At 65.2% G+C, this 12,322-nt stretch carries 11 protein-coding genes and 1 riboswitch; of the genes, 8 read left to right on the forward strand and 3 right to left on the reverse strand.

Annotated elements, in window-relative coordinates:
- Position 1 precedes the first annotated feature (1 nt).
- Genes ilvC through SPICUR_RS02675 form a run of 7 tightly spaced genes read left to right on the forward strand, consistent with a single transcriptional unit; the run spans position 2 to position 6,069 of the window.
- Positions 2–1,018 (forward strand): ketol-acid reductoisomerase, encoded by a 1,017-nt coding sequence (gene ilvC / locus SPICUR_RS02645; RefSeq protein WP_023365786.1) that lies wholly within the window; start codon positions 2–4, stop codon positions 1,016–1,018.
- A gap of 29 nt (positions 1,019–1,047) precedes the next feature.
- On the forward strand, positions 1,048–1,818 hold the full coding sequence (pssA, locus tag SPICUR_RS02650; RefSeq protein WP_041381607.1) for a CDP-diacylglycerol--serine O-phosphatidyltransferase: 771 nt from the start codon (positions 1,048–1,050) through the stop codon (positions 1,816–1,818).
- Between the two features lie 34 nt (positions 1,819–1,852).
- Complete coding sequence (locus SPICUR_RS02655) at positions 1,853–3,406, forward strand: 2-isopropylmalate synthase (RefSeq protein WP_041382080.1); 1,554 nt, start codon at positions 1,853–1,855, stop codon at positions 3,404–3,406.
- Between the two features lie 23 nt (positions 3,407–3,429).
- The gene (locus SPICUR_RS02660) at positions 3,430–4,101 is read left to right on the forward strand and encodes a uracil-DNA glycosylase (RefSeq protein WP_173391214.1); all 672 of its coding nucleotides are present in this window, start codon (positions 3,430–3,432) and stop codon (positions 4,099–4,101) included.
- Complete coding sequence (gene rimI, locus SPICUR_RS02665) at positions 4,098–4,589, forward strand: ribosomal protein S18-alanine N-acetyltransferase (protein ID WP_076742130.1); 492 nt, start codon at positions 4,098–4,100, stop codon at positions 4,587–4,589. The genes SPICUR_RS02660 and rimI overlap by 4 nt, the downstream gene beginning before the upstream one ends.
- A complete protein-coding gene (locus tag SPICUR_RS02670; protein WP_023365796.1) occupies positions 4,586–5,845 on the forward strand; it encodes an MFS transporter in 1,260 nt (419 codons plus the stop codon). Before rimI ends, SPICUR_RS02670 begins: the two co-directional genes overlap by 4 nt.
- Complete coding sequence (locus tag SPICUR_RS02675; protein WP_023365798.1) at positions 5,842–6,069, forward strand: DUF2970 domain-containing protein; 228 nt, start codon at positions 5,842–5,844, stop codon at positions 6,067–6,069. Before SPICUR_RS02670 ends, SPICUR_RS02675 begins: the two co-directional genes overlap by 4 nt.
- Here the strand turns inward: SPICUR_RS02675 and SPICUR_RS02680 are convergent.
- Positions 6,041–7,435 (reverse strand): sodium:solute symporter family transporter, encoded by a 1,395-nt coding sequence (locus SPICUR_RS02680; RefSeq protein ID WP_023365800.1) that lies wholly within the window; start codon positions 7,433–7,435, stop codon positions 6,041–6,043. The two genes, SPICUR_RS02675 and SPICUR_RS02680, sit on opposite strands and share 29 nt — an antisense overlap.
- Positions 7,425–7,527, reverse strand: a riboswitch (TPP riboswitch). It overlaps the preceding gene by 11 nt.
- A gap of 154 nt (positions 7,528–7,681) precedes the next feature.
- Here SPICUR_RS02680 and SPICUR_RS02685 point away from each other — a divergent pair.
- Positions 7,682–8,998, forward strand: a complete 1,317-nt coding sequence (locus SPICUR_RS02685) for a DUF945 family protein (protein ID WP_237220347.1) — start codon at positions 7,682–7,684, stop codon at positions 8,996–8,998.
- Positions 8,999–9,025: 27 nt separating this feature from the next.
- Here SPICUR_RS02685 and SPICUR_RS02690 read toward each other — a convergent pair whose 3' ends face one another.
- On the reverse strand, positions 9,026–11,827 hold the full coding sequence (locus tag SPICUR_RS02690) for a valine--tRNA ligase (protein ID WP_023365804.1): 2,802 nt from the start codon (positions 11,825–11,827) through the stop codon (positions 9,026–9,028).
- A 15-nt stretch (positions 11,828–11,842) separates the two neighbouring features.
- Entirely contained in the window at positions 11,843–12,262 is a 420-nt protein-coding gene (locus SPICUR_RS02695; RefSeq protein WP_023365806.1) for a DNA polymerase III subunit chi, read from the reverse strand.
- Positions 12,263–12,322: the final 60 nt, after the last annotated feature.

The raw sequence follows: 12,322 nt of genomic DNA on the forward strand, positions 1-12,322 counted from the left end.
CATGAAGGTCTATTACGATAAGGACGCCGATCTTTCCATCATCCAGGGCATGAAAGTGGCCATTCTTGGCTACGGGTCCCAGGGGCATGCCCATGCCAACAACCTCAAGGAATCCGGCGTATCGGTGGTGGTCGGTCTGCGGGCCGGCTCTTCCAGCGCCGCGAAGGCGGAGGCGGCCGGGCTTGAAGTCGCCGAAATGGCGGACGCCGTCGCCGCCGCTGACCTGGTCATGATGACGCTGCCTGATGAGCACCAGCCAGCCGTCTACGAGGCGGTGGTCGCCCCTCATCTGAAGACCGGCGGTGCCATTGCCTTCGCGCATGGCTTCAACATCCACTATCAGCAGATCGAGCCGCGTGCCGACATGGATGTGGTCATGATCGCGCCCAAGGGCCCGGGTCATCTGGTTCGCTCGACCTATGTGGAGGGCAACGGCGTCCCCAGTCTGATAGCAGTCCATCAGGATGCCAGCGGTCGAGCCCGCGAGATTGCCCTGGCGTATGCCTCGGCGAACGGCGGTGGTCGGTCGGGCGTGATCGAGACCAGCTTCCGCGAGGAAACCGAAACGGATCTCTTCGGTGAGCAGGCCGTCCTCTGCGGCGGCATTACCTCGCTGATCGAGGCAGGCTTCGAGACCCTGACCGAGGCTGGCTATGCACCGGAGATGGCCTACTTCGAGGTGTTGCATGAGACCAAGCTGATCGTCGATCTGCTCTATCAGGGCGGTATCGCGAATATGCGCTATTCGATCTCCAACACGGCCGAATATGGCGATTTCACCCGCGGGCCGCGGGTGATCAACGAGCAGTCCCGTCAGGCCATGCGCGAGCTGCTCGAGGAGATCCAGAACGGCCAGTTCGCGAAGGAGTTCGTGCTCGAAAGCAAGGCCGGTGAGCCGCGTCTCAAGGCCATGCGGCGGCGGGCCGCCGAGCATCCCATCGAGGAGGTGGGCGACAAGCTCCGCGGGATGATGCCCTGGATCAAGGCTAACCAGCTGGTCGACCGCGACCGTAACTAGCGGCGGGTCACCGCGACGCAGAGGTCGCCATGACCGACCATCGACCGATGTCGCGCCGCTCCGGGCGCGGCATCTATCTATTGCCCAATCTGATCACCACGCTGGCCCTTTTCTTCGGGTTCTACGCGGTGGTGGCGGCCCAGTCCGGTGCCTATGAGACGGCCGCCGTCGCCATCTTCGTGGCGATGGTGATGGACGGGCTGGATGGGCGTGTTGCCCGCCTGACCAATACCCAGACGGATTTCGGGGTCCAGTACGACAGCATCGCCGACATGATCTCCTTCGGCATGGCGCCGGCGCTGGTCGTGTTCCTGTGGGCGCTGGATGATCTCGGCGAACTGGGCACCGTGTGGGATAAGCTCGGATGGGTCGGGGCATTCATTTACACCGCCTGTGCCGGGCTGCGGCTGGCACGCTTCAACACCCAGGTTGGTGTCGCCGACAAACGCTACTTCCAGGGACTGCCGAGTCCGGCCGCCGCAGCGGTGCTGGCTGGCATGGTCTGGTCAGGCGACCGGCTCGAGTTTGGGGGCTGGCCGGCGGGGATTCCGGCGCTGGCGCTCACGATCGCCGCCGGTGTTCTGATGGTCAGTAATGTCCGCTACGACAGCTTCAAGGAAATCGACTTCCGCTACCGGGTGCCGTTTGTCGCCATCGTCCTCGGTGTGATGGGGGTGGCGCTCATGTCGGTCCACCCGCCGCTGGTGCTGTTCGGCATTGCGTTGACGTACCTGAGCTCGGGACCGATTCTGACGGTGTTGCGCCGTCGACGGCGTCGCAAACGCCGCCATGCGGGTTAGACTGGAATGACGATCACATGTGAGGGGCAGGATGATGAGTGAAGCCGATCGGCTGACCATCTTTGATACAACACTGCGTGATGGCGAGCAGTCGCCTGGCGCTTCCATGACCCGTGAAGAGAAGGTGCGCATTGCCCGCGCCCTCCAGCGACTGCGGGTGGATGTGATCGAGGCTGGGTTCCCGGCCGCCAGCCAGGGCGACTTCGAGTCGGTCCAGGCGGTGGCCGAGACCATCACGGATGCCCGGGTGTGTGGCCTTGCCCGCGCCAATGAGCAGGACATCGATCGTGCCGGCGCGGCCATCGCGCCGGCCCCGGCGGGACGTATCCATACCTTCATCGCCACCTCGCCGGTGCATATGGAGAAAAAACTCCAGCTCCGTCCCGAGGAGGTCATCGAGCGGGCAGTGGCGGCAGTCGGTCGGGCCCGTCACCTCTGCGACGATATCGAGTTCTCGCCCGAAGACGCCGGTCGGTCTGATCCGGATTTCCTCTGCCGGATCATTGAGTCGGCGATCGATGCGGGCGCGACAACCATCAATATCCCGGATACCGTTGGCTATAACCTGCCGGCGCAGTTTGCGGGGCTGATCCGCAGCCTTCGTGAGCGTATCCCCAATGCCGATCGGGCGGTATGGTCGGTCCATTGTCACAATGATCTGGGGCTGGCGGTGGCCAATTCGCTGGCGGCGGTCCGCGAGGGCGCCCGGCAGATCGAGTGCACCATCAACGGCCTCGGCGAGCGGGCCGGCAACGCCGCACTTGAAGAGATCGTCATGGCGGTGCGCACCCGACAGGACGACCTGCCCTGTGATACGCGGATCGAGACCCGGGAGATCGTGCCCACCTCCAAACTGGTGGCGAACATCACGGGTTTCCAGGTCCAGCCCAACAAGGCGATCGTGGGCATCAACGCCTTCGCCCATGAATCGGGCATCCATCAGGATGGCGTGCTCAAACACCGCGAAACCTACGAGATCATGCGCGCCGAGGATGTCGGCTGGGGCACCAACCGGATGGTGCTTGGCAAACACTCGGGCCGGAATGCCTTTCGCAGCCGTTGCGACGAGCTGGGGATCCGCTTTGAGACGGCGGCGCAGCTCAACGAGGCCTTCCAGCGCTTCAAGGAACTGGCCGACAAGAAACACGAGATCTTCGATGAAGACCTCCAGGCCGTTGCCACCGAGGCGGTCGCCGCCATGGAGGAGGACCAGAGCGTGACGCTGGTGGCGTTCCGCTGCTGCTCCGAGACGGGTGAAACCCCGGTGGCCGAGCTGACCCTGCAGATCGATGGCGAGGAGCGCCACAACAGTGCCGCTGGTGATGGACCAGTGGATGCAGCGTTCAAGGCGATTGATGGTCTGCTCAATGTGCAGGCGGAACTGCTGCTCTATTCGGTGAACAACATCACCACCGGGACCGACGCGCAGGGTGAGGTGACTGTCCGCCTGGAGCGCGGCGGCCGCGTCGTCAACGGGCAGGGCTCGGATACCGATATCGTCATCGCCTCAGCGAATGCCTATCTCAATGCCCTCAACCGGCTTCGCACGACCGGTGGGCGTACGCACCCCCAGACCGACGGCGTCTGAACGGGCGGAACGGCGGTGTCGGCATGATCGATCAGCGACGTCGACGGATGTTGGACGAGATGGGGCTCACGGTCTGGCGCCGACGGGCAATGACCACCCAGGACGCCGGCGAACCGCGGGAGCCTGACCCGGCGTCCGACTGGTCATCTCTGCTCGCGGGTATCGAGGGCTGTCAGCGCTGCCCGCTCCACGCCACCCGTCAGCGCGCGGTACCGGGGGTCGGTGACCGGACGGCCCGACTGATGATCATCGGTGAGGCCCCTGGCGCTGAGGAGGATCGCCGGGGTGAGCCGTTCGTCGGCCGCGCGGGTCAGCTGCTCGATGCAATGCTCGCGGCGATCGGTCTCGACCGGCACAACGACGTTTTCATCACCAACGTCGTCAAATCGCGTCCACCGGAAAACCGCGATCCGCATGCCGCTGAGATTGAGGCCTGCCGACCGTGGCTGGATGCGCAGCTCGCGCTTATCCGGCCGGCGGTCATCCTGGCGGTGGGGCGCGTCTCCGCGCAGTCGCTCACCGGTAGCAGCCGTACGATTGGCAAACTGCGTAATCAGTGGCACGCCATTGGCGAGACCGGCATCCCGCTGCGCGCAACCTATCATCCCGCTTACCTGCTGCGGCGTCCGCCGGCCAAGGCACAGGCCTGGGAGGATCTTGTGACGCTCAAGCGCTATCTGCGAGCCGCGGCATGAGCGCTGCGCCCATGGACTGCCTTCCGGTCATCCGGCCCATGCGGCCGCGGGATGTCACCGCGGTGTACGGCGTAGAGTCGAATGCCTACGACTATCCCTGGGCGTCGAACATCTTCCGCGATTGCCTGCGCATGGGGTACGAGTGCTGGGTGCAGCTGGCCACCGATCGGGTGGTTGGCCACGTCGTCCTTGCCATGGGGCCCGGAGAGGCACACGTGCTCAACCTCGCGGTGCATCCTGACTGGCATGACCGTGGGTTCGGTCGAGCCCTTCTCGAACAGGCCCTGAGCCGTGCCGAGGAACTGGGGGCTGAGTCGGTGTTCCTGGAAGTGCGGCCCAGTAATGCACCGGCGGTGCATCTCTACTCAGGCTTTGGCTTTCGCCGTGTCGGCCGTCGGCCGGGTTATTACCAGACCGCGACGGGCCGTGAGGACGCGCTGGTCATGCGTTACGACCTTCGGGAGGTCGCACCGGTCGGACGGCGATGAGCGACGCGGCCGGGCAGCGCCGGGTGATCGGGTCCTGGGCGCTCTATGACTGGGCGAACTCGGCGTTTGCCACGGTTGTGATGGCGGGATTGTTCCCGATCCTGTTCCAGGACTACTGGAATGCCTCGGCGACGCCGGCGGTCGCTAATCTGCGGCTGGGCTGGGCGAACGGCCTCGCGAGTCTGGTCATCGTGCTCATTGCACCGCTCGCCGGCGCCATTGCCGACCGTGCCGGCCGGCGCAAGGCGGCGCTGCTCGGGTTTGCCTTCCCGGCGGCGACAATCACCGCCTTGCTGGCCCTTGTCCCCGCGCAAATGGGTTGGCTGGCGGCGTTGCTGTTCGGGCTCGCGACCATCGGCTTTATGGCTGCCAATCTCTTCTATGATGCGCTGCTGGTGGGTATTGCTCCGCCCGAGCGCTGGCATGCGGTATCCGGTTTCGGGTTCGGGCTCGGGTATCTTGGCGGCGGATTGCTTTATCTCGGTTGTATCGTCGCAGTGATGCAGCCGCACTGGTTTGGCCTGGCGTCGGGCGTTGATGCAGCCCTCGCGGCATTCGTCGTCACCGGGGTGTGGTGGGCCCTGTTCGCGCTGCCGCTGGCATACAATGTGCCCGAGCCGCCTGTTCAGTCGCCCCGCTCGGCGGCCGTCTCCGGTGGGCTGCGCCAGCTGCGCTCGACGCTGATCCATCTCCGTGCCTACCGCCCGGTGTGGCTGTTCCTGCTCGCCTACTTCCTCTATATCGACGGCGTGGGGACGACCATCCGCATGGCGGTGGCCTATGGCCGATCGCTGGGCTTTGAGCAGAACGATCTGATGCTCGCGCTGCTGATCACGCAATTCGTTGGATTTCCGGCGGCGCTCTTCATGGGGACCATTGGTCAGCGCATCGGTGCCCGCCGTGGCATCCTGATGGGCCTGTCGCTGTACATTCTGATTGCCGCCTGGGGCGCTTTCATCCACTCGCCCTGGGAGTTCTATGTCATTGCCGGGCTGGTTGGTGTGGCGCAGGGCGGTGTTCAGGCCCTGAGCCGGTCGTTCTATGCCGGATTGATTCCCGCCAGTCGTGCGGCTGAGTTCTTCGGCTTCTATAATGTGCTTGGTAAATCGGCTGCCCTGATCGGTCCACCGTTGTTTGGTGCCCTGGGTGTCTGGTTGGGAGATGTGCGCTATTCGATGCTCGCACTCATTGCGCTGTTCCTGGCCGGCGCACTCTTGCTCATGCGTATCGATTCCGAGGAGGATGACCCGAAATGACGGACCCGCAACCATCCGAGAACCAGAAATCCCGTGTCACACTCTGGCAGGCCGTCAAGAGCACCGCCGCCGCGGCTTTTGGTGTCCAGTCCGAAGATGTCCGCCAGCGGGACTTTGCCAACGGTAATGCGGGCAGCTTCATCATCGCTGGCATACTCTTTACGGTGCTGTTCGTGATCGTCCTGGTGGTGATCGTCAATCTGGTACTGAGCCAGGCCGGCTGACCGTCGGGCTGTAGCGGGCTACAACGGCGGTGACGACCGCCGAGGCGCTGAGTGCGCCCAGAAATGGGCCAAGAGTGGGCGCCCCCGCGGGAAAGCTCGCCGCCAACAGGCCAGCGCCCAGGCTGCCACCCGCCAGCGTGTCGGGCAGGACCGCGCCGATCAGCCCGGCAAGCGCCCCTGTAATTGCGGCACGGGGCGGCACACGGTCGGACAGACCGCTCAGCAGTGGAATAACGGCAGTGGCGCAGAGTAGGTCCGCGATCAGGAAAAGCCGGAGCACCGAGACCTGCTGCAGCGCGACGATCACAACCGGCACCATCAACAGGGCCGACAGCCAACGCGCACCCCGCAGTCCGATCTGCCCGCTCTCGGTGACGCCGAGCGACACCAGGGCGTTCTGCAGGGTGTCCACAGACGAGGCTACAAGGGTGATCCCGAGGATCAGTGCGGGCAGCGTCAGCCAGCCGGGCGCGTCACCGATCAGGGCGAAGAACGGGATCGGAGGCGTACCCAGCGGTAGTCCACGCGCCGCGGCGAGGACGCCTGCGGTGCCGAGGATGGCGACCACAACAACCGTGCTCAGGCCGCCGACCAGCGCACCACGGTGCAGCGCTCGATCGTCACTGGCGGCCCATACGCGCTGCCAGTAGCCCTGATGGAATAGGTTGGCGGCGGTGACCGCAATGATCAGCGTCAGCGCCACACTGAGGGCGCTGCCGAGAGGCGTGGCGGGCAGATTGCTGTCGCGGCCGACGGCTGGCGTTGGCGCGAAAACGAGGGCGGCCATGCCCACGGTAGCGATCAGGGCAATCAGCAGAGCTGCCTGCCAGCGATCGGTGATGAGGCTTGCCCGCAGCCCGCCGGCGGCCGTGTAGACGAGCGTCGTCACCGCGACGGCAATGATCGCATAGCGCCCATCCACATCGGACAGCAGCTCCGTGATGGCACCCACCGCAGTGAGCTCAGCAGCGAGGAAGCAGAGCATGTAGAGGACCGATAGGACCGCTACCCAGGCACGGAAACCGGCGCCGAAGCGGCTGGCGGTAAACTCCGTCAGACTGCGTCCGGTCGGCAGCCGCCGGCGTATCGCCGGGCCAACCAGACCGAGAATGATGAACGGAAGCGCGGAGCCGATGGCATATCCCGCGATGGCGACCGGGCCGACGAATGCGCCGATTTCCGGTGGCGCGAACAGGATCCACGCCCCCATGCCGGAGGCGAGGAAGGACAGCCCGAGTGTCGTCCCGGACTGCGTGCGTCGCGCGGTGACGTAGTCGTCGAGTCCCCCGGCGTGACGGGCACTCAGCCCGAGCAGGACAAACACGATGAGTGCGGCAATGATCGCCGCAAGGGTCAGGCTTGGCATGTCGCGCTTCCTCCGCCGGTATCATCCGGTTCAGGTTCCAGGGTCAGCGCTCGCTGCGCACTCTCAGTCCGAAGACTCCCCTGGCGACGTCAGTTCAGATTGTTTCGACAGGAGTATGCCCGCGGTGGTCCGTAGCTGCAATCAGGAGATGCGAAGCGCATCGCTGGGCTATCTCCGCGCGATGGGGCAGGCTGACACTTTGTACAAGGATTATTCGAGGGCGGACGATGGCGATGGATGGGGGTGGTGCTGGTCGCGTTGACCGGTGTGGTGGTGGCTGCGTTGCCGGTCATCAATGGCTGGCAGGCCCAGAGGACCTGGGAGCAGGGCGTTGATCGGCTCAGCCGCCAGGCCGCCGTACACGCCGATGGACAGGCCCGGATGCAGGTCACCGATTATCAGCGCGGGCTCTATCGCTCGTCGGTGCAGTCGCGGTTGGCGCTACCGGCCGCGGCACTCCCGCCGGCCCTGCGCGGTGCCCTGGGCGTAACCGCTGGCGGCCCGATTGAGCTCGTGCTCGAGCACACTGTGCAGCATGGTTGGCGCGGCGTCGCGTTCGAGGGGCACGTGCGACCGGTCGGCGCCCTGGCCCGTCCCTTTGAGCGACTCGGTGGCGACGATGGCAGCCTGCAGGTGAATGGGCGACTGGGGCTCAGCGATCAATCGCTTGAGTTCCGCTCCGAGGCACTATCCGGCCCCCTGGATCGGCAGGGCAATCTGCGGCTCACGCTGGCGCCTCTCGCGCTCGACAGCCATTACGACCTGACCCGGGGGCAGTGGGAGGGATCACTCGAGTGGTCCGGCTTCACTCTGGCGCAGGCGGCGAGCGATGCGATGCTGCGGTTGGGCGGTCTGCGTTTCGAGGCCGACCTGCGGCTCGTCGCCGGGCAGCCCTCACGCGGGATTTGGGTGGGCGATACGGCATTGCATCTCGAGGATATGGCACTGAGGCCGATGGCCCAGCCGGCGATGACCGTTGCCCGCGTGGATCTGGAGACGTCCAGCCAGCTGGCCGCTGATGATCTGATGGCGGGCGGTATCCGGTTTGACTGGCAGGGTCTGGTCATGCCGCGCTCACCCGAGATGCAGGGGACGATGGCGCTCGACTTCCAACGCCTGGATCCGGCGGCATTGTTGACGCTGTCGCGGCAGACCGCCACCGACCCTTCGCAGCCGATGGCCGAATCCGAGTGGCGGCGACCGCTGGCCGTGCTTGCGGCTGAGGGTCCCCGGCTTGAGCTCTCGAATCTGCGCATGGAAACGGCCGATCGCGACGGTCTTGAGGGGCAGGCCGAGCTGTTGATCCGTCCGGCGATGGCCGAGCGGCTTGTGAATGGCGCGGATGGCATGGGGCTCTGGCAGGCCCTGCGTCTCGACGCAGCGTTTGCGGTTGATGCGGTTCTGATCGATGCGCTGCCCGGCGAGGCGCGTATGTGGGCGGAACAGGCCAAGGCCTTTGGCATCCTGCGTCGCACCGCTACCCACTGGCGGATGGAAATGTCCGTGGACGAGGGCGCGCTGCGCATTCACGGTGAGCAGCCCTGGTGGAGCGGCGGCAGCTAGGTGCTCCAGCCACCGCCGCTGGTCCGATCATAGCTGCTCGACGCGGGTGATCTGCTCATCAATGCGTGTGAGCGCGGATTGCGTCTCGGCGAGCTTATCCCGCTCGCGTTGAACCACGTCTGCGGGTGCGCGCTCGACGAATGAGGCGTTGTCGAGCTTGCCCCGGATTCTTGTCAGATCATCGGCGAGGCGACCGCGCGCCTTTTCCAGTCGCGCGAGCTCAGCGTCGCGGTCGATGAGCCCCGCCATGGGAACACGGATCTCGAGCTCGTCGACCAGTGCCAGCGCCGACTCCGGGGCTTGCTCATCGGCGTCGAGGATCCGGATCGACTCCAGACGGGCAAGGAAGTCGAGCTCGGCGCGGTGACGTTCGACCCGGCGCTGATCCAGCGCACTGGCGTTGCCCAGCATCACCGGGAGGCGCCTGCCGGGCGCGATGTCCATCTCGCCCCGAATCCGGCGGATACCCAGGATGAATCGCTGCAGCCAATCAATCTCGGCCTCGGCGTCGGCGTCGATGCGATCCGGGTCGGCGGCGGGGAAAGCCTGGGTCATGATCGTCTCGCCCTTGATGCCGGCCACCGGCGCCACCCGCTGCCAGATCGACTCGGTGATGAAGGGCATCATGGGGTGGACCAGCCGCAGCAGCGTCTCCAGCACCCGGACCAGCGTATAGCGTGTGCCGCGGGCGTGCGGGGTATCGGCATCGCCCTGCAGGGCAGGTTTGCTCAGCTCCAGGTACCAGTCGCAGTACTCGTCCCAGGTGAACTCGTAGATGGCCTGCGCGGCGAGATCCATACGATAGCTCTGGATCGCCTCGTTGACTGTTTGTGCGGTGCGCTGCAGCCGGGTCACGATCCACCGGTCGGCCGTTCCATACGCCATCGATCCCTCATCGATAGCGTCGAGTTTGCCCTCGGCATTCATCAGCACATAGCGCGCCGCGTTCCAGAGCTTGTTGCAGAAGTTGCGATAACCATCGACACGGCCCATGTCGAACACCACGTCGCGCCCGGTCGTGGCGAGGCTTGCGAAGGTGAAGCGCAGCGCGTCGGTGCCATGCTCGGCGATCCCGTCGGGAAAGGCCTCGCGGGTCTGTTTCTCGATGGTTGGCGCGAGCTGGGGCTGCATCAGACCGCTGGTGCGCTTGGCGATCAGGCGCTCGAGGTCGATGCCATCGATGATGTCGATCGGATCGAGCACATTGCCCTTGGATTTCGACATCTTGGCGCCGTGACTGTCGCGTACCAGGCCGTGGATGTAGATCTCGCGGAACGGGACGTCGCCGCGGAACTTCAGCCCCATCATGATCATGCGGGCCACCCAGAAGAAGATGATATCGAAGCCGGTGACCAGCACGCTGGTGGGGTAGAAGGTGTTGAGCTCGGCGGTCTCTTCGGGCCACCCCAGCGTGGAGAAGGGCCACAGGGCTGAGGAGAACCAGGTGTCGAGGACATCCTCGTCCTGTTGGAGCGTCACCCCGGCTGAGAGCTCGTATCGAGCGCGGACATCCGCCTCGTCGCTGCCGACATAGATGTTGCCCTCACCGTCATACCAGGCCGGAATGCGATGCCCCCACCACAGCTGGCGGCTGATGCACCAGTCCTGGATATCCTCGAGCCAGTTGAAATAGGTCTTGGTCCAGTTCTCCGGCACGAATCGAATATCGCCATTGCGGACCGCGTCGATGGCGGGCTGGGTGATCTCGCGCGCGCCACCGGGACGGCCGTCCGCCTGGGTGTCGCGGGTGAGGTCCACGAACCACTGACGGGTCAGGTACGGCTCAACGACAACGCCGGTACGATCACAGCGCGGAACCATCAATCGGTGGGGGTCGACACCATCGAGCAACCCGGCCGCCTCGAAATCGGCGACGATGCGATCGCGTGCCTCATAGCGGTCCAGTCCCTGATAGGCCGCCGGCGCATTGGCATTGATCCGGGCGTCCTCGGTGAGGATGTTGATCGGGGCACAGCCGTGGCGGAGTCCGACTTCATAGTCATTGAAGTCGTGGGCAGGGGTGATCTTGAGGCAGCCCGTGCCAAAGGCCGGATCGACGTACTCGTCGGCCACAATGGGGATTTCCCGATCCACGAGTGGCAGACGCACCGTCCTCCCGATCAGCGACTGGTAACGCTCATCATCCGGATTCACCGCCACCGCCGTGTCGCCCAGCATGGTCTCGGGCCGGGTGGTCGCCACAACCAGCCAGTCATCGCTGCCGGCAATCGGATAGCGCAGCCGCCAGATCGAGCTCTGCTCCTCCGCCGATTCGACCTCAAGGTCGGACACGGCCGTCTGCAGGACCGGGTCCCAGTTCACCAACCGCTCACCGCGATAGATCAACCCCTCATCGTAGAGCCGGATGAACACCGCCTGGACCGCCGCCGATAGCCCGTCGTCCATGGTGAAGCGCTCACGCGACCAGTCCACAGAGGTCCCGAGGCGACGCATCTGATTCTGGATCGTGCCACCGGATTGCGCCTTCCACGCCCAGATCCGCTCAACGAATGCCGACCGGCCCAATGCGTGGCGGTCACCGCCCTCGGCATTGAGTTGACGCTCCACCACCATCTGCGTCGCGATACCCGCGTGATCGGTCCCGGGCTGCCAGAGCGTGTTGTCGCCTGCCATCCGGTGGTAGCGCACCAGCACGTCCATGAGTGTGTCCTGAAAGGCATGGCCCATGTGCAGGGTGCCGGTGACGTTCGGTGGCGGGATCATGATGCAGTAGGGGTCACCGGAACCGCTGGGCCGGAAATAGCCCGCCTGTTCCCATTGCTGGTACCAGTAGGATTCGATGCTGGCGGGGGTATAGGTCTTGTCCATGGGCGGGGAGTGCTCCTAGTGTTCGATGCGGTGGGTCTGTGGCATGGCACCGGCCTGCTGGTAATCGCGATAGCGTCCCCGCCCGGCCTGGCGGGTGGCGTCATCAGCGGTGATGATCTCGGCAATGCGCTCGCGCTGGCCCCAGTCTTCGGGCAGCGAGTTGGCCAGATTGATCAGCAGAGTGCCCGGGCTGGGCGCCTGACTGATCACGATCGGATTGTCACCATCGAGGGACGTCGTCCCGTGGGGGATGAAGCTCGCCTCGTCGAACGTCCACAGCGCCTCGTCGAGTTGCTCGCTGGTGCGCTCATCGTCGGTGCGGATCCAGACGCTCAGGCCCTCGCGCCAGGCGCGCGCCGCCAGTCGACAGCAGAAGTGGGTCCGCTGCGCGGGTAGCGCCTCGTTGAGGATGTAGAAATCGACGCGCGGCATCATCCGCTCCGGCGCTGTACCATGATCCGGTCACGGCGATCTGGCATGGATACAATCACATTG

Source organism: Spiribacter curvatus, from assembly GCF_000485905.1.
Lineage (GTDB): Bacteria > Pseudomonadota > Gammaproteobacteria > Nitrococcales > Nitrococcaceae > Spiribacter > Spiribacter curvatus.

Excerpts from the sequence above, each read along its gene's own strand:
- ilvC (WP_023365786.1), top strand. The coding sequence starts at position 2 with ATGAAGGTCTATTACGATAAGGACGCCGATCTTTCCATCATCCAGGGC.
- pssA (WP_041381607.1), top strand. The coding sequence starts at position 1,048 with ATGACCGACCATCGACCGATGTCGCGCCGCTCCGGGCGCGGCATCTAT.
- SPICUR_RS02655 (WP_041382080.1), top strand. The coding sequence starts at position 1,853 with ATGAGTGAAGCCGATCGGCTGACCATCTTTGATACAACACTGCGTGAT.
- SPICUR_RS02660 (WP_173391214.1), top strand. The coding sequence starts at position 3,430 with ATGATCGATCAGCGACGTCGACGGATGTTGGACGAGATGGGGCTCACG.
- rimI (WP_076742130.1), top strand. The coding sequence starts at position 4,098 with ATGAGCGCTGCGCCCATGGACTGCCTTCCGGTCATCCGGCCCATGCGG.
- SPICUR_RS02670 (WP_023365796.1), top strand. The coding sequence starts at position 4,586 with ATGAGCGACGCGGCCGGGCAGCGCCGGGTGATCGGGTCCTGGGCGCTC.
- SPICUR_RS02675 (WP_023365798.1), top strand. The coding sequence starts at position 5,842 with ATGACGGACCCGCAACCATCCGAGAACCAGAAATCCCGTGTCACACTC.
- SPICUR_RS02680 (WP_023365800.1), bottom strand. The coding sequence starts at position 7,435 with ATGCCAAGCCTGACCCTTGCGGCGATCATTGCCGCACTCATCGTGTTT.
- SPICUR_RS02690 (WP_023365804.1), bottom strand. The coding sequence starts at position 11,827 with ATGGACAAGACCTATACCCCCGCCAGCATCGAATCCTACTGGTACCAG.
- SPICUR_RS02695 (WP_023365806.1), bottom strand. The coding sequence starts at position 12,262 with ATGATGCCGCGCGTCGATTTCTACATCCTCAACGAGGCGCTACCCGCG.